The sequence below is a fragment of the Rhizobium sp. CIAT894 genome (assembly GCF_000172795.2).
In the GTDB taxonomy this organism is placed as follows: domain Bacteria; phylum Pseudomonadota; class Alphaproteobacteria; order Rhizobiales; family Rhizobiaceae; genus Rhizobium.
Window position 1 is genome coordinate 240,527 of sequence record NZ_CP020949.1, and the last position, 20,109, is coordinate 260,635.

The 20,109-nt window shown below is 58.0% G+C and carries 18 protein-coding genes; 12 read left to right on the top strand and 6 right to left on the bottom strand.

The features are described from left to right. The first annotated feature begins 95 nt into the window (after positions 1 to 95). The 8 genes from RHEC894_RS23860 (at position 96) to RHEC894_RS23895 (ending at position 7,504) form a co-directional block, all read left to right on the top strand. Positions 96 to 392 (top strand): SMR family transporter, encoded by a 297-nt coding sequence (locus RHEC894_RS23860; RefSeq protein ID WP_085739469.1) that lies wholly within the window; start codon positions 96 to 98, stop codon positions 390 to 392. A gap of 115 nt (positions 393 to 507) precedes the next feature. Beyond that, on the top strand, positions 508 to 1,569 hold the full coding sequence (locus tag RHEC894_RS23865; RefSeq protein ID WP_085739470.1) for a homoserine dehydrogenase: 1,062 nt from the start codon (positions 508 to 510) through the stop codon (positions 1,567 to 1,569). After that, positions 1,566 to 2,984, top strand: a complete 1,419-nt coding sequence (locus RHEC894_RS23870) for an aldehyde dehydrogenase family protein (RefSeq protein WP_085739471.1) — start codon at positions 1,566 to 1,568, stop codon at positions 2,982 to 2,984. The genes RHEC894_RS23865 and RHEC894_RS23870 overlap by 4 nt, the downstream gene beginning before the upstream one ends. Positions 2,985 to 3,030: 46 nt before the next feature. Further along, positions 3,031 to 3,909, top strand: a complete 879-nt coding sequence (dapA, locus tag RHEC894_RS23875) for a 4-hydroxy-tetrahydrodipicolinate synthase (protein ID WP_085739472.1) — start codon at positions 3,031 to 3,033, stop codon at positions 3,907 to 3,909. Positions 3,910 to 3,920: 11 nt separating this feature from the next. Beyond that, positions 3,921 to 5,336: an aspartate ammonia-lyase gene (locus tag RHEC894_RS23880; protein ID WP_085739510.1), complete on the top strand. Its 1,416-nt coding sequence runs from the start codon at positions 3,921 to 3,923 to the stop codon at positions 5,334 to 5,336. A 13-nt stretch (positions 5,337 to 5,349) separates the two neighbouring features. Continuing rightward, positions 5,350 to 6,159: a phosphotransferase gene (locus tag RHEC894_RS23885; RefSeq protein WP_010066719.1), complete on the top strand. Its 810-nt coding sequence runs from the start codon at positions 5,350 to 5,352 to the stop codon at positions 6,157 to 6,159. Next, positions 6,156 to 6,599 (top strand): Lrp/AsnC ligand binding domain-containing protein, encoded by a 444-nt coding sequence (locus tag RHEC894_RS23890; RefSeq protein ID WP_085739473.1) that lies wholly within the window; start codon positions 6,156 to 6,158, stop codon positions 6,597 to 6,599. The genes RHEC894_RS23885 and RHEC894_RS23890 overlap by 4 nt, the downstream gene beginning before the upstream one ends. 50 nt (positions 6,600 to 6,649) lie before the next feature. After that, a complete protein-coding gene (locus RHEC894_RS23895; RefSeq protein ID WP_245339540.1) occupies positions 6,650 to 7,504 on the top strand; it encodes an ArgP/LysG family DNA-binding transcriptional regulator in 855 nt (284 codons plus the stop codon). 158 nt (positions 7,505 to 7,662) lie between these two features. Here the strand turns inward: RHEC894_RS23895 and RHEC894_RS23900 are convergent, their stop codons facing one another. Beyond that, positions 7,663 to 8,868, bottom strand: coding sequence for an aminotransferase class V-fold PLP-dependent enzyme (locus RHEC894_RS23900; RefSeq protein WP_085739474.1), 1,206 nt, complete (start codon positions 8,866 to 8,868; stop codon positions 7,663 to 7,665). A 163-nt stretch (positions 8,869 to 9,031) separates the two neighbouring features. Next, positions 9,032 to 9,952 (bottom strand): LysR family transcriptional regulator, encoded by a 921-nt coding sequence (locus RHEC894_RS23905; RefSeq protein ID WP_085739475.1) that lies wholly within the window; start codon positions 9,950 to 9,952, stop codon positions 9,032 to 9,034. A gap of 180 nt (positions 9,953 to 10,132) precedes the next feature. On the opposite strand from RHEC894_RS23905, the gene RHEC894_RS23910 reads away from it, so the two are divergent. The 3 genes from RHEC894_RS23910 to RHEC894_RS23920 all read left to right on the top strand — a co-directional run bounded on the left by RHEC894_RS23910 (position 10,133) and on the right by RHEC894_RS23920 (position 12,593). After that, a complete protein-coding gene (locus RHEC894_RS23910; protein ID WP_085739512.1) occupies positions 10,133 to 10,516 on the top strand; it encodes a Rid family detoxifying hydrolase in 384 nt (127 codons plus the stop codon). 66 nt (positions 10,517 to 10,582) lie between these two features. Next, on the top strand, positions 10,583 to 11,602 hold the full coding sequence (locus tag RHEC894_RS23915; protein WP_085739513.1) for a carbon-nitrogen hydrolase family protein: 1,020 nt from the start codon (positions 10,583 to 10,585) through the stop codon (positions 11,600 to 11,602). A 4-nt stretch (positions 11,603 to 11,606) separates the two neighbouring features. Beyond that, complete coding sequence (locus RHEC894_RS23920) at positions 11,607 to 12,593, top strand: molybdopterin-dependent oxidoreductase (protein ID WP_085739476.1); 987 nt, start codon at positions 11,607 to 11,609, stop codon at positions 12,591 to 12,593. Positions 12,594 to 12,736: 143 nt separating this feature from the next. Here RHEC894_RS23920 and RHEC894_RS23925 read toward each other — a convergent pair whose 3' ends face one another. The 3 genes from RHEC894_RS23925 to RHEC894_RS23935 form a co-directional block, all read right to left on the bottom strand. Beyond that, positions 12,737 to 14,083 carry an SLC13 family permease gene (locus tag RHEC894_RS23925; RefSeq protein WP_085739477.1) on the bottom strand — a complete coding sequence of 449 codons (1,347 nt, stop codon included), beginning with the start codon at positions 14,081 to 14,083 and terminating at the stop codon, positions 12,737 to 12,739. 95 nt (positions 14,084 to 14,178) lie between these two features. After that, on the bottom strand, positions 14,179 to 15,693 hold the full coding sequence (locus RHEC894_RS23930) for a malonyl-CoA synthase (protein WP_085739478.1): 1,515 nt from the start codon (positions 15,691 to 15,693) through the stop codon (positions 14,179 to 14,181). After that, complete coding sequence (locus tag RHEC894_RS23935) at positions 15,690 to 17,114, bottom strand: malonyl-CoA decarboxylase (protein WP_085739479.1); 1,425 nt, start codon at positions 17,112 to 17,114, stop codon at positions 15,690 to 15,692. Before RHEC894_RS23935 ends, RHEC894_RS23930 begins: the two co-directional genes overlap by 4 nt. Positions 17,115 to 17,270: 156 nt before the next feature. Between RHEC894_RS23935 and RHEC894_RS23940 the strand changes: the two genes are divergently transcribed. Further along, positions 17,271 to 17,921 (top strand): GntR family transcriptional regulator, encoded by a 651-nt coding sequence (locus tag RHEC894_RS23940; RefSeq protein WP_085739480.1) that lies wholly within the window; start codon positions 17,271 to 17,273, stop codon positions 17,919 to 17,921. An 856-nt stretch (positions 17,922 to 18,777) separates the two neighbouring features. On the opposite strand, the gene trbI is transcribed toward RHEC894_RS23940, so the two are convergent. Further along, the gene (gene trbI / locus RHEC894_RS23950) at positions 18,778 to 20,100 is read right to left on the bottom strand and encodes an IncP-type conjugal transfer protein TrbI (RefSeq protein ID WP_085739482.1); all 1,323 of its coding nucleotides are present in this window, start codon (positions 20,098 to 20,100) and stop codon (positions 18,778 to 18,780) included. Positions 20,101 to 20,109: the final 9 nt, after the last annotated feature.

Consider the following 20,109-nt stretch of genomic DNA (forward strand, 5'->3'; position numbering starts at 1 on the left):
GTCGAGTTGGACATGAATTGCCCCTCGCCGGGCAATTCATGTCGCCGTCAAAGCCTGATGCGCGGTAGACCCGGAGGTCCGCCAGGAAGGATATTATGCACTGGATAATCCTGTTCGTCGCCGGCCTGCTTGAGGTCGTCTGGGCGTTCTACATGAAGAGATCCGACGGTTTCACGCTACCGTCGGCAATCACTGTCATTGCGATGATTGCCAGCGGCGTGCTGCTGTCCTTTTCGATGAAGGTGCTGCCGCTCGGTACCGCCTACACGGTTTGGACAGGGATCGGTGCAGTTGGCTCCTTTCTGCTCGGAGAACCCGCGTCACCCATGCGTCTGGCAGCGGGTGCCTTGATCGTGTCGGGAATTCTCATGATGAAGCTCGCCAGCACCTGACCTACGTCCGGCAGCAGATTGAGCAAAGTGCGCTGCTCTTTGGTCTGTCTGCGTGGTTCCTGCAGAGCAATCCGCATCCCATGCTTACCCTCATAGACTTTACTGGAGGATCGTTATGACAGTTTACAATATCGCACTTATCGGATTTGGTGGCGTCAATCGCGCTCTGGCCGAACTCATTGCCGCCAAGAACCAGCTCTGGGAGCGCGATCTTGGATTCCGCCTGAATATCGTCGCCGTAAGCGATCTCTATCTTGGCTCGGTGATTTCGCCGAACGGTCTTGATGCGAGGACCCTGGTCGAGGCGAAGTTCGAAAAGGGCGGCTTTGGACAGCTTTCCGGGGGAAGTGCCGAAGCCGACAATGAGACTATTATCAAGACCGCACCCGCAGATATTGTCGTCGAGGCCACGTTCACCAATCCCAAGGACGGCGAACCTGCTGTCTCGCATTGCCGCTGGGCGCTTGAGACCGGCAAACACGTGGTTACCACCAACAAGGGCCCGGTCGCCATTGAGGCCCAGGCGCTCAAGGCGCTGGCAAAGGCCAACGGTGTACGCTTCGAGTACGAGGGTGCCGTGATGAGCGGTACTCCGGTCATTCGCATGGCTGAGAAAACCCTTTCCGGCGCCGAATTGAAGGGCTTCGAGGGGATTCTCAACGGCACATCCAACTTCGTCCTCGGTCGCATGGAAAGCGGCCTGGATTTCGAGTCCGCCGTTAAGGAAGCGCAGGAACTCGGTTACGCCGAAGCCGACCCGACCGCAGATGTGGAAGGTTTCGACGTTCGTCTGAAGGTCGTGATCCTGGCAAACGAGCTGCTTGGCGCAAATCTCAAGCCTGAGGATGTAAGCTGCAAGGGCATTTCCGGCCTTTCGCCTTCCGACATCCAGGAAGCCGCCAATGCAAACAGCCGCTGGAAGCTCATCGGGGCTGCGGTCCGCAATGACGACGGCAGCGTGACCGGCAGTGTTTCCCCCAAACGGCTTGGCCTCGATCATCCACTCGCGGGTGTCAACGGTGCCACCAATGCAGTATCGCTCGACACCGAACTGCTGGGCGCCGTGACGATCACCGGACCTGGCGCTGGCCGCATCGAAACGGCATATGCGCTTCTTTCCGATATCGTCGCCATTCATTCCGCGGGCACTTCTCCCATCGCCAAGGAGGCTGCATGATGCACAACCTTGCACTCACCCAAACGACCGTCCTCGAAGAAATTGCCGTCACCAGCCCGTTCGACGGTACGCTGGTCGGAACGGTTGTGGAAACCTGTGCTGCAAGCGTGGACGCGCTCCTTGGGCGAGCCAGACGGGGCGCGCAAATTGCCAGGACCTTGCCGCGTCACAGACGGTCGGCGATCCTTGAAAAGGCCGCAGCAGCAATCGAGGCCGCGCGCGAGGAGTTCGCGCTCCTGATTGTCAAAGAAGCGGGCAAGACGATTACGCAGGCCCGCAAAGAGACAACCCGGTGCGTCAATACGCTCAAGCTCTCCGCCGACGAGGCCAAACGCAATGCCGGCGAAGTTATCCCGTTCGATTCTTACGCAGGCTCGGAGTCTCGCCAGGGGTGGTACACGAGAGAACCGCTGGGCATCATTGCCGCCATCACGCCCTATAATGATCCCCTCAATCTCGTCGCCCACAAACTTGGCCCCGCAATTGCCGGCGGCAATGCCGTGCTTTTGAAGCCGTCCGAACTTACCCCTCTCTCCGCCATCAAACTCGTCGAAGTCCTGGTCGAAAGCGGTCTACCCGAGGGAATCATAACGGTTGCGATTGGCGGCCCTGAGCTTGGAAAAGCCCTTGTTGCGGCGAGAGACGTTCGCATGATCTCCTTCACCGGTGGCTTTGCCACTGGCGAGGCGATTGCCAAGACTGCGGGCCTCAAGAAACTTGCCATGGATCTCGGCGGCAATGCACCCGTCATCGTCATGGAAAATTGCAATTTCGATGCTGCCGTCGAGGCTTGCGTATCCGGAGCCTACTGGGCGGCCGGTCAGAACTGCATTGGCACGCAGCGAATTCTGATCCAGCGGCCGATCTACGAGCAATTCAAGGCGAAGTTCGTCGCAGACACCAGTAAACTCAAGACCGGCAATCCCTTGGATGATGACACCGATGTTGGCCCGATGATCTCCGAAAAGGCCGTCGGCAGAGCGGTCGCAATGGTCGAACGGGCGCTCGCTGCCGGTGCAACATTGCTTTGCGGTCATAAGCCGGCCGGCAATCTCTACCCGCCGACGGTACTGGAGAGTGTTCCCACATCCTGTGACGTGTGGGGCGAAGAAGTATTCGCGCCGATCGTCATTCTTCAGCCCTTCGATGGGCTGGCGGATGCAATCGATCTTGCAAACAGCCCCGACTACAGCCTTCACGCCGGCATTTTTACAAACGACCTGGAAGGGGCGCTCGAAGCTGCAAGCAAGATCGAGGCCGGTGGTGTCATGATCAACGACTCCTCCGACTACCGGTTCGATGCAATGCCGTTTGGCGGCTTCAAATATGGCAGCATGGGCCGCGAAGGCGTCCGGTTTGCCTATGAGGACATGACGCAGCCGAAGGTCGTGTGCATCAACCGCCTGAAGACCTGACGGCCGAGGTTAAGGTCATCCATCAGTGCACTTTAGGAGTGTTTCAATGTTCAAGGGTTCTATCACAGCGCTCGTCACACCGTTTGCGGATGGCAATGTCGATGAGGTCGCCTTGCGCGACCTCATCGAATGGCAAATCGAGGAAGGGTCCTTCGGTCTCGTTCCCTGTGGAACGACGGGGGAAAGTCCGACGCTCAGCCATGCCGAGCATAAGCAAGTGGTCGAGATCACGATCGCGACGGCCAAGGGCCGTGTGCCCGTCATTGCGGGCGCAGGATCAAATAGCACGGCGGAAGCAATCGACTTCGTCCGCCATGCGCAGAACGCCGGCGCCGACGGGGTTCTTATTGTCGCACCCTATTACAACAAGCCGACCCAGGAGGGGATCTATCAGCACTTCAAGGCGATCGATGCCGCCGCCACTGTTCCGATCATTGTCTACAATATCCCCGGCCGCAGCGTCATCGATATCCAGGTCGAAACGCTGGCCCGCATTTTTGAGGACTCCGCGAATGTGAAAGGCGTCAAGGATGCAACCGGCAACCTGTTGCGCCCGTCCCTCGAGCGTATGGCCTGCGGGGAAAAGTTCAATCTTTTGACGGGTGAAGATGGCACGGCCCTTGGCTACATGGCCCATGGTGGACATGGCTGCATTTCGGTGACGGCGAATGTCGCGCCGGGTCTCTGCGCTGACTTCCAGCAGGCTTGCCTAAACGGCGACTTTGCCTCGGCTTTGAAGCTGCAGGACCGCCTGATGCCACTACACCGGGCGCTTTTTCTTGAAACCAACCCTGCTGGACCGAAATATGCCTTGCAGCGTCTCGGTCGCATACGTGGTGATCTGCGGCTGCCACTCGTTACGATCAGTCCTTCCGTTCAGGAAGAGATTGACAGCGCCATGCGTCATGCGGGAATCCTGGTTTGATGGACAAGACAATGCTTACTGAGCGCATCGAGTCAGATCTTATCGGGCCGCTCCCCATTCCGCGACACGTCCTCTACGGCGTCCATACGCGGCGCGCGGAACAGAATTTCGACGTCTCCGGGCTGCGTTTGAGGGATTTTCCCGAGCTCATCCAGTCGATGGCAATGGTGAAAAAGGCCGCCTCTATTGCGAATATGGAGCTTGGGCTTCTCTCTCCAGAAAAGGCTGAGGCGATTTCGCAAGCGTGCGAAGAGCTTATCGAGCTCAATGATATTGATGAGAACTTTCCCGTGGACATGATGCAGGGGGGAGCCGGCACGTCCACAAACATGAATGTCAACGAGGTTCTTGCAAACCTCGCCCTTTTGAAAATGGGCGTTGACGTTGGCGATTATTCCAAGTTGCATCCCAACGACGACGTCAATCTGTCTCAATCGACAAACGACGTCTACCCTACGGCTATCCGGCTGACGATCTTACGGGCATGCGAAGGGCTTATCGCGGCTGAGGTCGCGCTTCGCGATGCATTTCGAGCCAAGGCCGTGCAATACTCGAGTGCTGTGAAAGTCGGCCGGACACAGTTGCAAGACGCTGTGCTGATAACCGCGGGACGGGAATTCGAAGCGTTCGCTGAACTCATTGACGAGGATATCATTCAGGTCCAGTACGCCTGTAAGCTTCTTAAAGAGATAAACCTCGGCGGCTCGGCGATCGGCACGGCAATCAACGTACCCTCAGGCTTCGCGCAATTGGCCTGCGGTCACCTGTCCCGAATATCTGGCTATCCGTTAATCCCTGCCCGCAACTTCATCGAACCGACATCGGACGCAGGTGTTTTCGTCTCCTTTTCAGGCGTGCTGAAACGCATTGCCGTCAAGCTGACGAAGATTTGCAATGACCTTCGGCTGTTGAGTAGCGGTCCCCGCGGCGGTCTGGGTGAGATCCGCTTGCCGCCTGTTCAAGCCCGCTCATCGATCATGCCGGGTAAGGTCAATCCTGTCATACCGGAAATGATGAACCAGATCAGCTTCCAGGTCATCGGCAATGATCTGACGGTGACGCTCGCCGCAAGTGCCGGTCAGTTGCAGCTGAACGCCATGGAGCCGGTCATCGTTTTGAACATCCTCCAATCGATGCGCATGCCGACCAGAGGCATGGTGGTCTTGAAGGAACGCTGCATCGATGGCATCGAAGTCGACGTTGATCGTTGCAAGGCGTTGCTCGACCAATCTCTTGTTCTTGCTACGCCGCTGGCGAAGTTGATCGGATACAGCAAAGCGGCATATCTGTCCAAAAAGGCGCTGGTCGAGAAGAGAAACTTGCGAGACGTCGTAGAAGAAGAAAGAGTTCTGACCGAAAGCCAGGCTCATCAGATTTTTGGAGATACCGCGGAATTTGCGAATTTCTCAAAAAGTGCACGTGGTTGAACGGAGGGGAAAGATGGCTGTTTTCACTGAGATATCCGATGAAGACCGAAACTCGATCGCCGCAGCCTACGGTATGACATCGTTGTCGTCGGTGATCGGTATCGCCGACGGGGACAGGGAAACGACCTATCTTTTCCGGACAGCGGACGGTGAATTCATTGTCACGCTGTTCGAAAATGGCGCCGAGCCACTGGATCTGGAACGCGCCTTTGCCACGATGGAGATGCTAAACAACAGCGGTATTCCATGTCCTAAACCGACGCGGACGAATGATGGGAATGCCACCTTCCAGGCGGCCGGCCGCCTTGTCGCCATCGTGAGTTTCGTGTCAGGATCGTCAACAAATGATCCGACGCTGGGAAAATGCGTAAGCCTCGGCCGCGTCATGGCACGGATCCACGTGATCCTGCAGGGTGGCCAAAAGCGTTTTCTAGATGAATTGCCAACTGGTGCCCTCCATGGCGCCTTGGTCCGTTCCAACGTCTTTTTCCTCGGTGACGAAGTCAGTGGCGTTATCAATTTCCGGCTTCGGCATGATGACGTGCTGATTTCCGAGATTGCGGACGTGCTTGTTGGCTGGACGAGCCTGCCGAGCGGAGCGTTGGAGGAACAAAAAGCTCAGGCCATTTTGGCCGGCTATGAAAGTGTGAGGCTGCTAACTGAGGCAGAGACAGCGGCTCTTCCCGCCTTTGTCCTGGCGTCCGCCGCCAGTCGCTATGCCCGTGCAAACGACAAGACTTACCTCCTTGATGCTGCGATTCGCGCCTTTGAATCTGTGAGATTTGGTGCAGTTGTCGGGAAAACGGAGCCCTCCCCGGCATGAAGTATCTTCTCGACCGCGTCGACGACCAGATCCTTGCCGCCTTGAAGTTGAACGCGCGCGCATCTCACGCTGAGCTGTCAGCTAAGGTGAACCTGTCGCGAAATGCTGTTCGCGTTCGGATCGAACGGCTTGAACGCGAAGGCTTCATCAAGGGCTACACGATCGTCACCGGCGATGGCGGAGATCCCGGTCACATCACCACTGCACTCATGTTCGTCTACCGCCAGGATCGCATGAGGGGCGGCGAAGTCATTCAAGCTTTGCGAAAAATTCCGGAGGTCGTCGCCTGTGACGTGATGACGGGTGATTTTGATCTGCTGGTGCGTGTTGAATCGCCTCAAGCCGACCGCATTCGCCAGATTTGGCAATTGATTTCGGAACTGCCCGGCGTGAGGGATACGCTCACGGCATTTGCGCTTTCCTCTGTTATTCGGAAGTGAGGGTTCGGTTCCGAATTCATCATGTGCTGAAGCGCTGTGGCAGCCACGCCTTGGTGGTCATCCACGGAAAAGCCCACGTCGTCGATGCTCGCTTAATCACCGTTGAAACAGTCGCCCGCGCATTCATGTGGCGCGGGGAGTTCGTGGTCACTGAACGAAGCGCAGCGTACACACCGCACGATTGTGGCGGATGGGTTTGCCGCCATGTGGAAAATGTCGGGCTTCTGGAGCGAGATTTATATGAACATTTGCCATCGCTCGCGCCCTCCAGGGAACTGATTGAACGCCTAACGGTCCACGTCGCCACCAACGCGGACAGCCTCGGAACGTGGTTTATGACGGCGCTATCGACTTACGCGAGAATGTCAAACAATCTCATAGACGTTGTCATCGACGACGAAAATCATACGTCGGAATGGCTCCAACGTGGCCGAGTGATCGCCGCTCTAACGGGCATTGAAAAACAGGTTCAGGGATGCCGGCGCATCGCACTTGGCTCCATGCGCTATCGCGCCACCGCAAGCCCTGAATTCGTCAAGAGACATTTTTCCGCTGGCGTCAATTCCGAGACCTTGCGAACCGCCCCAGCGTTAACGTTCAATCAGAAAGACAAGCTTCAAAACCGGTGGATCGCGCAGCTCTTCCGAGACGACGTCGCCTGTCCCACGCACTTTCTCCCGTCGACGCAGGCGTTCGTTGACGCCAGTATCGCAGGCATGGGCTGGGGTATGAACCCTGAGTACCTGATCCGCCACCACCTGCAGGCAGGAGCGCTCGTGGAGTTGATCCCTGATCAGCCGCTCGACGTCTCGTTGTTTTGGCAGGTCAACAAGCTCGCTGCAGACCGGTTCGCCATTCTCACCGACCTTGTTTCCCATGCCGCCGAGCAACATCTCGTTGGGTAAAGTGCAAGTATCGGTACGGGCAACTAGCGAGTTATGCCTTCACCAATGCGCATAGCCGCCGCCACTCTAGCTGCAGCCGAGGTCGAGACCAGTCCGTCAGCGACCTGTTGACACAAATTCTCGCTTGTCCTTTTTGCGAAACCACTGCGGCAGATGAGCTACGAGGCGAGACTGGCGATCGCCTGGAGGAACGCGTCAATCTCTTCCTCCGAATTATAGTAGTGCGGCGACGCTCTCACGACAGGCGGAAGTTGTCGTGTGTAGGCGTCAACGGGAGTGCTGGAGGGAGGCGAAACCGAGACGTTGATTCCCTTGTTGGTCAGGTAGGCCAAGACGGCTGAAGAGTCCCAGCCCTTAACCGTGAATGAGATGATGGACGCAAGTGGCGCTCCGAGATCATGTACGGACACCGCAGGCATCCCCCTCAGGCCTTCGCGAAGCTTTGTCGAAAGGTGTTTGCAACGCTCTTCGATGTTCTCGAGCCCAATGCCGAGGGCGTAATCGACTGCTGCCCGCAGGCCGAGACGAACGGAATAGTTCTTCTCCCACGTTTCAAAGCGTCTAGCATCAGGTCGCAATTCGTATCGGCCGGGCGCAGTCCAGGGCGCGCCATAAAGGTCGATCATCGCTGGCTCGATTGTTTCCAGGACTGATTTGCGCATGTACATGAAACCCGTTCCCCGCGGCGCACGGAGAAACTTCCTGCCAGTCGCAGTAAGGATGTCACAGCCAAGAGCGTTAACATCGATCGGGATTTGACCGGCAGCCTGGCATGCGTCGAGCAGATAGAGAATGCCATTCTCGCGTGCAATTCGACCGATAGCTGCTGCTGGATTGACAAGCCCGCCGTTGGTCGGAATCCAGGTGACGGCAATCAACCGAACGCGATCATCAATCATTTTCACCAGCGCGTCCGGATCAAGGACGCCAGAAGCGTCATTCGGAATGACCTCGATCGATACACCGGTGCGCTTGGCAACCTGCAGAAAGGCTACGTAGTTGGCCGCAAATTCAGCACTTGCCGTCAGGATCCGGTCCCCGGGTCCAAAAGAAAGCGAATAGAAGGCGCGCTGCCAAGCAATCGTCGCGTTTTCAGCTATCGCTATCTCGTCACGAGCGCAATTTACCAATGTGGCCAAGCTGTCATAGGCTCCCTCTAACAAGGAGTTGGCCTCCGCTGCCGCCTCGTAACCTCCGATTTCGCCTTCCCGATTCAAGTACCCAGTCACTGCATCGATCACCGCGCTCGGCATCAACGCAGCGCCAGCGTTATTGAGGTGATTTCTGTTCTTTGTGCCGGGGGTATCCGCACGCAGACGAAGGAGATCCAAAGTCTTGCGAGCATCGCTCGTGATTTGTGACATGAGGGTTTCCTCCTTTGATCGAGCCAGTTATCTTGTTGACTCAATTTGCATTGTCGCGGCAGCCGATACTTTCGCAAGCCGCTGTGCAAAATTGCTCGTTATGTGCGACTGGCTGCTAATTCAGCAGGGTAGAACTGCTCCGCTCGCACCAACTTACGCAATTTCACCGTGACCAGGGTACGTTTCTCAGCAAGCGTTGTTCGTCTCGACGAACTTGCTCTTTGACGAATTGCTTTACGGCTCTCACTCTCGGGAGATAAGCCAAGTCCTGATGTGCCGACATCCAGATCTCACGTTCGCCGCTCAACTTGTCCAGCACTGGAACGAGACCGAGGTTCAGACTGCGCGCGAATTCGGGAAGGGCTACAATACCTGCGCCCGCAGACGCGGCAAACATCTGCGACATCATGCTGTTTGAGCTGAACGCGATTTTCGGGGCGGGTACCAGTTCCTCAAGCCAGAGAACGCTTTCGAGCTGGACCAACTCCTCGATATAGCCAACAAAGCGGTGATCGCTAAGATCCGCCGCTTGAGCGGGAACTCCATTGCGCTCCAGATAGGCCTGCGAAGCGAACAGGCCAGTCTTGAAACGTCCGATCAGCTGACTGTCGAGGGAAGTTCCGTGGGGCTTGAAGAAGCTTAAGAACAGATCCGCTTCCCGGCGAGCGACCCGAACCGTTTGCGGCGATGTTACCAGCTCAAGGTCAAGATCAGGGTACCGGCTACTGAGTTCAACGAGGCGCTCGGAGAGATAAAGCGTTGCGATGCCTTCCATGGTGGCCAATCTGACTGTGCCGCGAATTTCGTCACGATTGCTCACGTCGCTTCGAAGAGCATTCACGCCGTTCTCGATTTCCTCCGCTCGCCGCATTGTAACCAGCCCGGCCGGTGTCAGCAAAAGTCCGTCCTTCGTCCGTTCGACGAGTGCGCCGCCAACCGTATATTCCAGACGAGCAAGCCGACGCGATACGGTGGAGTGGCTGACTTTCAGTTCACGGGCTGCTCCGGTCACGCTCTTGCACCGGACGACGATGAGGAAGAGCTTGAGATCGTCCCAATCAAGATGATCGATTGCAGTCGCCATAGTATCCCCGTCTATTTTTGCACAGCGTAGTCCATTCTATTCGGATTGGCGCGCAAATTCTTTCTGTTAGTTTCGAACTGGCCTGTAAGCCGTACGTGCAGCGTACAGTGAGCAAAATACCCGGGAGACATGCTGATTGTCAGCAGGTTCGATCCCCTTGAACCCGCCTATGGAGGAACCATGACAAGACGAACTGTGAATGCTTCGAACGCTTCGGCAGTCGGACCATATTCGCACGCGACATGGGCCGGCGACCTATTGTTCTGCTCCGGGCAAACACCGCTTGATCCGAGCACCGGCAAACTTGTCGACGGAAATGTTGCTGATCAGACCCGCCAGTGTTTCGATAATTTGTTTCAGGTCCTGGAGGCAGCAGGCCTCGGGCCGGATGATGTCGTATCTGTCAACGTCTATCTCACCGACATGGACGACTTCGCTCAGATGAACGAGATTTACGCGACGCGATTTTCATCGCCCTATCCTGCCCGCACCACAATCGGCTGCGCCAGCTTGCCCCTTGGTGCACGCATTGAAATCGGACTAACGGCAAAACGGCACTCGTGACCCGGTCATCGCGTCGACCTTGTCGAAATGGCCAATCGCCAAAACTTCATGAGGAGACGAATGTCGATGGGAAACATGAACTTCAAGGCCGCCGCTGCTCACGTCGCCCCGGTTTATCTTGATCCAGTGGCGAGCGCGGAGAAAGCTTGTTCGGTAATCGCGGAGGCTGCCCGAAATGGCGCATCGCTCGTAGTCTTTTCAGAAAGCTTTCTTCCCGGCTTCCCTGTCTGGGCAGCACTTTACTCACCCATTCAATCGCACGAACATTTCAAGCGCTTCTTGAATGCTTCCGTATACGTGGATGGACCTGAAATCGAGCGTGTGCGGAAAGCTGCGTCCGACAACGGTGTTTTCGTTTCAGTCGGTTTCTCCGAGCGCAACCCGGCAAGTGTCGCAGGTCTGTGGAATAGCAACGTCCTGATTTCCGATACGGGTGAGATCCTGATTCACCATCGAAAGCTGGTCGCAACTTTCTTCGAGAAACTGGTCTGGGATCCCGGCGACGGCGCAGGTCTGGTCGTCGCAAATACAAGAATTGGCCGTATTGGTGGTCTCATCTGCGGGGAAAACACAAATCCACTCGCGCGCTACAGTCTGATGACGCAGGCCGAGCAGGTTCATATAAGCAGCTATCCGCCGATCTGGCCCACTCGCGTCCCCACAGAAAGCGACAACTACGACAACCGGGCAGCCAACCGCATCCGGGCCTCAGCCCATTGTTTCGAGGCCAAGTGCTTCGGCATCGTTGTCGCCGGTCGGTTCGATGAAAGCGCACGCAGATCTATTGCTTTGGATGACCCTAAAATCGCGGCGATCATAGATGCCAGTCCGCGGGCGAGCAGCTTTTTCCTTGGACCAACTGGCACGCAAATCGGAGATGAAATGATCGATGAAGGTGTCGGCTATGCCCATATCGATCTTGACGAGTGTGTTGAACCGAAACGATTTCATGACGTCGTTGCTGGTTACAACCGTTTCGATATATTCGACGTCACTGTCAACCGGACACGCCGCAAACCGATCCGGTTCCAAGAAGGCCGGGAGGAATATGGAACCCGCTTCGATGCACCGGCCCTAGAGGAGTAACGCGATGACGCGGACGGGTATGCACATGATAAAGAAGGGCTTCTCCTTCCAAGGTCCGGCTGAAGGGGTTCATGCCCTCAACTCCTGGATCACCCCGGAGGATGATCTTTTTCTGGTCACGCATATGGGGTTCCTGAACATCGACCCCGACCATTGGCATCTCGATGTCGATGGCCTCGTAGGCAACGCGATGAGGTTGCGTCTCTCGGATCTTCAAGCCATGCCGCAGCGCGAGTACATGTCATTTCACGAATGCGCTGGAAGCCCGCTTGCCCCGACAGTCGCCAAGCGCAGGATCGGAAACGTGGTTTGGAAAGGCGTGCCGCTGTCGCTTGTTCTGGAACGTGCAAAGATCAGCACCGATGCGTCATATGTATGGACGTCCGGCCTCGAGTGTGGCGAATACGCCGAAATTGAAGAAGCCTATCAAAAAGACCTGCCTATCGAGAAAGCACTCGCAGAAGAGGTTCTTCTTGCACTTGAGATCAACGGCCGGCCGCTCACTCCGGAGCGCGGAGGTCCGGTTCGACTGGTTGTGCCGGGTTGGTACGGCACCAACTCCGTAAAGTGGGTTGGTTCGATCACGGCCGCGAACCGGCGGGCGAGCGGCGCCTATACGACGCGCTTCTATAACGATCCCACGCCATCTGGGGTGAAACCAGTTTGGAGCGTCGCCCCGGAGTCCGTTATCGTGTCGCCGTCCCCGAGTGATCTGCTGTTGGCTGACGTGCCGACGAAAATATGGGGTTGGGCTTGGGGAGATCTTGAGATCTCAACCGTGGAAGTTAGCGTTGACGGAGGAGGCTCGTGGCAGCGGGCCACTGTAGGTCCGCGCGAGGATAGAAGTTGGCAGCGGTTCGAGTTGCCGTGGACCCCAGCATCCGGCCAGCATGTCGTGCTATGTCGCTGCACCAACAAGGTTGGCGAAGGACAGCCGCCATCGGCCGCAAGAAACGCAGTGCACTCCGTCCAAGTTCAAGTTCCTGCTTAGGCCCCTCTCTACGGCGAACGAGAATCGAGACGGCGTGACCAGCCGATAGAAAAATCCGACGTCCCTCAAAACTCCGAAGTCGTTCTCAACCGGTGCAAGCATGCCGAAGGGTAATCGGCATGCTTTCGGGATGTAGCTCGGTTTCACACCAGTCCAGGCACAACGAACACCAGCCAGGCAACGATCGGTCCAATGATGGCAATTAACGCGCTGTAGATCAGTAACTGCCGCAGAACCTGCTCTCGCCTGTCATCCGGCGCATTAGCGACGACAAGCGCGCCATTGGTTGAGAACGGGCTGGTGTCGACGATCGTGGTCGAGATCGCGATGGCCGCCACCACGCCAATCGCGCTGACATGGCCCTGCAGCAGAAAGGGGACGGCGAGGGGGATGATGGCGCCGAGCAGCGCGGTCGAGGATGCGAAGGCCGAGACGATGGCACCCGTAAAGCAGAGCAGGAGCGCGACGAGGAGCGGCATGCCGAGGCTGGAGATGGCGTTTGCGACGTAATCCACCGTCCCGGCTTTTTCCATGACGCCGACATAGGTGATGATGCCGGCGATCAGCAGCACGGTCGACCAGCTCACCTTGTCGATCGCCGCCTTCTGCGTCGTTGGTGACAACAGCGCAAGGACGACGGCCACGGTCATGGCGACGAGGCCGACGTTGAACTTGAACACCAGGGCGCCGAGACCGAGGGCCGTCAGGCCGATCAAGGTGATGATTCTCTCGTTGTTCAGGCGCAACGTCGAAGCTGTATCGGCCGCCGTACCGTAGGCATGCTCCCTGATCGGCTTTGCAGGCGTGCCGCCATGGCCTCTGATCGAGGCCGATACGCCCTCGGGATGCAGTTCGGGCAATGGGCCGAATGATGCGGTACCGTGCTTCATCACCTTTGCGCCACCGAAAACGAAGAAGACCAACACCGCAATCGCCAGGTTGAAGAAGAAACTGGAGAGGAACAGCGATGTCGGAGCGAAAGGCAGGCCGGCCTTTTCGACGATCTGGTTGGTGATGCCGCCATAGATGCTGATCGGCGAAAAGCCACCTGCCTGCGCGCCGTGGATCACCATCAGACCCATCATCACCGGGTGGATGCGGTACTGCACGGCAAAACTCAACGCCACGGGTGCAAGGATAGCGACCGCTGCGGGGCCCAGAGCGCCGAAACCGGTGATCACAGCGGCAACAAGAAACATCACCCAGGGGATCAAACCGATCCGCCCGCGCACCAGCCGGACCGCGCCTTCGACCAGCCAGTCGATGGTGCCGTTGATCTGCGCGATGGCAAACAGATAGGTGACGGCGACAAGCGTCAGGAACAGATCACTCGGGAAGCCGGCGAAAATATCGCTGGTCTTCATCCCGATGATCAGGGAGCCGAGCACGAAGGCGCCGGCAAATGCCAGGGCTCCCATGTTGATCGGCTGGATCGTCGCTATAATGAACATAGCGACGAGCAGGCCTATAGACAGTATTTCAATACCCATGATTCCCCTCCCTCCGACGCCTCCAGCGCCGTAGTTGTTGTTTGCAAGATTGATACGGGATGTCGCGCAACCTCCTCCCAGAGGGCACGTTCGCATTACGTCCTGGCGTACAGATCAGCGTATTGCTGCCGCAGGACGTTTTTCTGGACCTTGCCCATCGTGTTGCGCGGCAGGTCGTCGGCAAAAATGATGCGCTTCGGCTGCTTGTAGCGGGCCAGACGATTCTGGAGTGCCCAGACGATCGCCTTTTCATCGACGGCCGCGCCGGGCTTGCACACGACGATGGCGGTCACGCCTTCGCCGAAGTCGGGATGCGGCACGCCGATCACTGCGCTTTCGATCACGCCGTCGATCTGGTCGATCTCGCCCTCGACCTCTTTCGGATAGATGTTGTATCCACCCGAAATCACGAGGTCCTTTCCGCGACCGACAATGTGGACATATCCGTCCTGGTCGATCTTGCCAAGATCGCCGCTGATGAAGAAACCGTCGGCGGTGAATTCGGCCGCCGTCTTCTCCGGCATTCGCCAGTAGCCCTTGAAGACGTTCGGCCCCTTGATCTCGATCATGCCGGTTTCTTCAGGAGCCAGCGTCAGGCCGGTGGCGGGATCGGTGACACGCACCGTCACGCCCGGCAGCGGGAAACCGACCGTTCCGGCGATCCGTTTGCCGTCATAGGGGTTCGACGTGTTCATATTGGTTTCCGTCATGCCATAGCGCTCAAGGATCGCGTGACCGGTGCGGGCCTGGAACTCGGTATGTGTTTCTGCGAGCAGTGGAGCCGAACCGGAAATGAACAGGCGGATGTTGGCGACCGCCTCCCGGTTAAGGCGCGGGCTTTGCAGGAGGCGCACGTAGAAGGTCGGCACGCCCATCAGCATCGTTGCCCGCGGCATCAATGAAACCACCTCGTCGGCGTCGAATTTCGACAGAAGGAACATCGATGCGCCGGCAAGCAGTGTGACGTTGGTGGCGACGAACAGCCCATGCGTGTGGAAGATCGGCAAGGCATGGATCAGCCGATCGGCTGCGGTGACGCGCCAGTAGTCGCGCAAGGTCAGAGCGTTCGAGAGCAGGTTTCCATGGGTGAGCATCGCCCCCTTCGAGCGTCCCGTCGTTCCCGACGTGTAAAGGATCGCAGCAAGATCGTCGGCGGAGCGCGAGGCGTCGACGAAATCCGCCGGCTCGTCGCGCGCAAGATCAAGCAGCGAGCCACTACCATCGGCGTCGAGCGTTTCGACGATCGCACCATGGGTCTTGGCGATGTCCTCGATGCCCGCCTTGGCGGAGGGTGCGACAACCACCAAACGCGGTTCCGCATCTCCGATAAAGTAATCGAGCTCAGCCAGCGTATAGGCGGTATTGAGCGGCAGGTAGACCGCGCCGCTACGAAGACAGGCGAGATAGAGGATCAATGCCTCGGCACTTTTCTCGACTTGCACCGCAACCCGGTCACCGGGGCGAACGCCGAGCGTGTCCATCGCGCTGGCAATGCGGCCGGAAAGTGCGAGCGCGTCATCGTATGTCCATGTGCGCGTGCTATCGATGCGGATGAACGGTGCGTCCCCGGGCGCGGCGGCCCTTATGGCGTCGAAAAGATGGTTGCTCACTTTCGCCCTCCTCCAAGCGTTGAGTTCATGATGTTCGCAAACGGCCGGGAGCCTTGCTGGCGATTATCTGCGCGCCGACCGTCGCCGTTCTGGTTGAGAAAGCTCCTGACCTCCGTCGAGGCGATCACTTCGCCGCGTTGCGCCAGGGCCTCGTGATTGGCGACGATGTCGTCAAGCTTGTAGAGATAGTTGACCATCAGCCCATGCGCCTGCTCCATCGCCTTGGCCGAGCGGTCGCCGAGAAAGTTCAGTCTCTCGAGCCGGGCACCGTTGCCGAGATGGAACCGGGCGACCGGATCGACCGGGCGTCCCTCCGGCGTCCTTTCCGCGAGGAAGTAGCGCACCGCGAGCGGCAGCAACACGCGCTCCACCTCGGCTGCCGCATCATCGTCGTCAGCCCAGTTCGGATCGTCCAGCCGCATCAGCGTTTCGCGGGCCGCTTCAGACAGCAGGCTGTCGGGGGCGGAAGAACGCGCCTTGGCAAGCCAGCGGGCAAAGCCCGGAACGGGGGAAAGCGTCACAAAATTCTTCAGGCCGGGCAGATCCCTGCGCAGATCATCGACAACCTGCTTGATCAGGAAATTGCCGAACGAGATTCCCCGCAGGCCGTCCTGGCAGTTGGAGATCGAGTAGAAGACGGCCGTGGTCGCCTCGTCGGGACTGATCTGCGCCCGGCCCTCGTCGAGGACATCGGCGATCGCGCTCGGCACGGATCGTGTCAGCGCCACCTCGACAAACACAAGCGGCTCGTCGGCCAGGCGCGGGTGGAAGAATGCAAAGCATCGACGGTCGGCCGGTGCCAGGCGACGGCGCAACTCTTCCCAGCCGGCGATCTCGTGCACGGCCTCGTATTTGATGATCTTTTCAAGAATGTAAGCCGGCGTCGACCAGTCGATGGGGCGCAGCGTTAGGAAGCCACGATTGAACCAGGAGCCAAACAGATGCGTGAAGTCGGCGTCAAGCGCGTGATATTCTGCCGACCGATCCTTGGAGGCAAGAAGTTGCTCGCGCATCCGGACAAGCCGGGCGGTGCCGTTCGGTGCGTGATTCAAACGGCGTAGGAGCTCCTGTCGGCGCGGCTCCGCGGCCTGATGCAGCGCAATGACCGCGGCAGAACTCTTGTCGGTGCGGTAGTGTTCGATCGTCTGCTCAAGCCTGGCCGTATCGGGTCCGAATTGTTCATGGAGCATGCTGAGGAAGGACTGGGCGCACACGCTTTCGAGCGCGCCCCAGCGATCGAGGATCTCTGCCGCAAGGGCCATGCCCGAGGCTTCGCCGCGACTTGATAGGAGCATTTCGCAAAGCTCCCGCAAGTCCACCTCGGCAACGACCTGAGGGGTGCGTGAGCCGGAAAACAGCAACTGGCGCCCGCGATCCGTGATGCTTTGCAGCATATCGGTGAAGAAAGAAGCCTCAGACATACCATTCTCCTCTCTTCCGACGGCGACCGGGTTTCGTGGGTACGCTGCTTCCCAACGGCCGGCTTCATCGCTAGTATGTAGATTGCCACTCTTCGTACACGAGGTCAACTATCGTGTATACAAGAATTCAATTTGTGTATTTGGAAAGCGACCTGAATGTCCGAAAATGTCGGCCGATGGCTCCGGGATGAGATTGAAAATTCCATTCTTTCCAACGAGTTCCGACCCGGGGAAAAACTCGACGAAATGGTGCTTGCGACGCGTTTCGGGGTCTCCCGAACGCCAGTGCGCGAGGCGCTAATGCAGCTCGATGCGATCGGCCTCATCGAAATCCGGCCCCGCCGAGGTGCCGTGGTCATCGATCCTGGGCCGCATCGGGTCTATGAGATGTTCGAGGTGATGGCCGAACTCGAGGGCCTTGCCGGATCGCTCGCCGCACGCCGGCTGGACAAGGCATCCCGCGAGGCGATCACCGCCACGCATAACCGCTGCGAGCAATCGGCCGGTGCCGGCGACAGCGACGCCTACTATTACGACAACGAGGAATTTCATAAGGCGATCTATGCCGCGAGCCGAAGCGAATTTCTCGAGGAGCAATGCGCGCAGCTGCACCGGCGGCTGCGCCCCTACCGCCGCCTGCAGTTGCGCGTCCGCAACCGTTTGTCGACGTCCTTCTCGGAACATTGCGCGATCGTAGATGCGATCTTTGTCGGAGACGGAGAGGAAGCCCGCCGCCTGCTGCGGGGGCATGTCGGCATTCAGGGCGAGAGGTTCAGCGATCTGGTCGCAAGCATGGCGGCCAGATAACACATTTAAATTTCAGCGTGGTAGATCTCAGGCAATCGGCCGCGTGCGCCGGTCAGATGGCGATCAGGATGATCTCTCGGTGAATCAGTAATGCTTCGAGAGCCGGCGCACGCGCGGGCTGGCAGATAGATGTCACACCGCGCAAGTTGGCCCATGCGCTCGGACGCGTATGAGTCGGGGCTCGAAGGAAAGACAACGGTACGGTACTGTTGATGAAAGTGCGGTTGTGGATAACCTCCCTGCTGCAGTCGGGGCTGGGATGATCACCGGATATGCAGCCTGAAGAACCGGGTGTCGTCCGAAGCGATGTGGATCGGGTGTTCAGTGCCGGGTCGGTTCCGATGGTTTGAGCGCGAGGGGGATATACTCAGAATGACTGCCGTCGCGGGCAGCGGGCCAGGTTATGTCTTCGCCTTCACAGTCTATTTGGAAGCTGTTGCAATTAGCCTCGGCTGGGTGCTGAGGCGGCTTCAGAGCTTGCGCGCCAAACCGTCGTTGGCCCCGGGCCGTCTTCTTGAGGAAGATGTTCGGTCACCATGAGAAATAAAAGGAGGCGGTCACCAGTCCGAATGGCACGACAGCGGCGGGTTTGTCGGTCTTGGAGGCGGATCACGGCCTGCCACATTTGTTAAGTCAATGTGTTAAAGCCGCACACGAGCGTGCCATTGAGCTTCGTACCGCCGAAAAATTGCGTTCGTGGGATAGCCAATTGGATTGTACTCGGGGTGCACGCCGACAGAGTGCATCCAACCTAAGTGCAAATCGAAAGACGACATTTTCTCAAGCCTAAACGGTCGTTATCTTGTTGATTTCCACGGGGAACTGAGTCGCATCGTGTCAAGGAGCCAGCCAGAAATCAAAACCGATAGTTGCCTGGAAAAACGATGTCCTGATCGACCAGCACATTGAACTTGTATCCGGGCCGTATTTCAAGCGTCGGCTGAACATCCATGTTCCGCTGAATCGTCTGGTCAGCAACCCGGCCGAACGTTTCGGCAAAATTCCGTCGTGTCGCATCCGAGGCGGTGCCCTGGGTGGCGAGCGTCGAACTCTGTGGAACAGCCATGTCGATGCCCGTTCCAATCAGGGCGATGAGCACGGCTGAGCCGAAGGTTCGGAAATAATGGTTGTTCACCTTGTCGTTGAAGCCGCCATACCCTTGCGCATCCGTCCCCGACATGCCGGCGATCTGCAGTGTCGAGCCGTTGGGGAAGATGATGTCGGTCCACACGACCAGAACGCGTTTCTGTCCGAAGGACACCTTGCTGTCGTAACGACCGAAGAGTCTCGTTCCCTGCGGGATCAAGAGCCGATGTCCGGTGGCGCTATCGTAGACGTTCTGGCTCACCTGAGCGGTAATCCGGCCGGGAAGTTCGGAATTGATGCCAGTAATCAGTGTCGCGGGAATGACCGACCCGCGTTTCAGCTCGAAGGGCGATTGTTGGGGAACGACACTGTTGGGCAGATAGCCAAGCTCCTTCAGGTCGGCGTTGAAGAAGTCTTCCTTCGAGCCTTGCGCATTGGGATCGACGTTTTGAGCACCGAGCCCTGCACGCAGCGCGGCCGCATAAAGATCGGGTGTGTTTCCCGTGTTTGTCGATTTTGTCGTCGCCCTTTCTTCCGCGTCCGCAGTGGCATCATTCCTCTCCGCCCGCGCTTCCAGCTTGCTCCGATCAATGGCAAGCGGCGCGTCGTAGGCCGCGTTGTTCGCCTGCAAGCGAGCCATGCGCTGGCGCTGCTGCTCCCGCAAGTACTGTTCTTGCTGTTCCCGCTTAAGCCGGGCACGCCAAACCTCTTCCGCTTCGAGGTCTCGACCTCGCTGCTGTACCTTGCGTTGTACCGGCTGCGGCGTGAAGGGATCGTTGTCCTTTTCATCGGCTTGTTTTGTCTCGACCGGCGTCGGCTGGAAGGTGGTCTGCTGCTGCGGCTCTCCGATAATACCATCGGTGACGCCGCGCTTGATCTGGTCGGCGAAGGTTGAGGCGGGGTTGCCCGAAGTCGTGTCCAGACCGTTGTCCTTGCCGAAGTAGAGCCCGCGGGAGGCAAGGCCATAAAAGATCACGCCAAGAAACGCGACCGCCAGAACGATAATGACGATGATCGGCAGCCGGTTGATCCGGCGCATGGCGGACCCGGCTTGGCTATTTTGCGTGCCGCCGAGATTGAGAGAATGCACCATAGGATCCTC

What these genes read in the sequence shown, in the direction of transcription:
- RHEC894_RS23905 (WP_085739475.1), bottom strand. Translation starts at nt 9,952, where the DNA reads ATGGCGACTGCAATCGATCATCTTGATTGGGACGATCTCAAGCTCTTC.
- RHEC894_RS23865 (WP_085739470.1), top strand. Translation starts at nt 508, where the DNA reads ATGACAGTTTACAATATCGCACTTATCGGATTTGGTGGCGTCAATCGC.
- RHEC894_RS23900 (WP_085739474.1), bottom strand. Translation starts at nt 8,868, where the DNA reads ATGTCACAAATCACGAGCGATGCTCGCAAGACTTTGGATCTCCTTCGT.
- RHEC894_RS23940 (WP_085739480.1), top strand. Translation starts at nt 17,271, where the DNA reads ATGTCCGAAAATGTCGGCCGATGGCTCCGGGATGAGATTGAAAATTCC.
- RHEC894_RS23890 (WP_085739473.1), top strand. Translation starts at nt 6,156, where the DNA reads ATGAAGTATCTTCTCGACCGCGTCGACGACCAGATCCTTGCCGCCTTG.
- RHEC894_RS23920 (WP_085739476.1), top strand. Translation starts at nt 11,607, where the DNA reads ATGACGCGGACGGGTATGCACATGATAAAGAAGGGCTTCTCCTTCCAA.
- RHEC894_RS23935 (WP_085739479.1), bottom strand. Translation starts at nt 17,114, where the DNA reads ATGTCTGAGGCTTCTTTCTTCACCGATATGCTGCAAAGCATCACGGAT.
- RHEC894_RS23870 (WP_085739471.1), top strand. Translation starts at nt 1,566, where the DNA reads ATGATGCACAACCTTGCACTCACCCAAACGACCGTCCTCGAAGAAATT.
- RHEC894_RS23910 (WP_085739512.1), top strand. Translation starts at nt 10,133, where the DNA reads ATGACAAGACGAACTGTGAATGCTTCGAACGCTTCGGCAGTCGGACCA.
- RHEC894_RS23880 (WP_085739510.1), top strand. Translation starts at nt 3,921, where the DNA reads ATGCTTACTGAGCGCATCGAGTCAGATCTTATCGGGCCGCTCCCCATT.
- RHEC894_RS23915 (WP_085739513.1), top strand. Translation starts at nt 10,583, where the DNA reads ATGGGAAACATGAACTTCAAGGCCGCCGCTGCTCACGTCGCCCCGGTT.
- RHEC894_RS23885 (WP_010066719.1), top strand. Translation starts at nt 5,350, where the DNA reads ATGGCTGTTTTCACTGAGATATCCGATGAAGACCGAAACTCGATCGCC.
- dapA (WP_085739472.1), top strand. Translation starts at nt 3,031, where the DNA reads ATGTTCAAGGGTTCTATCACAGCGCTCGTCACACCGTTTGCGGATGGC.
- RHEC894_RS23860 (WP_085739469.1), top strand. Translation starts at nt 96, where the DNA reads ATGCACTGGATAATCCTGTTCGTCGCCGGCCTGCTTGAGGTCGTCTGG.
- RHEC894_RS23925 (WP_085739477.1), bottom strand. Translation starts at nt 14,083, where the DNA reads ATGGGTATTGAAATACTGTCTATAGGCCTGCTCGTCGCTATGTTCATT.
- trbI (WP_085739482.1), bottom strand. Translation starts at nt 20,100, where the DNA reads ATGGTGCATTCTCTCAATCTCGGCGGCACGCAAAATAGCCAAGCCGGG.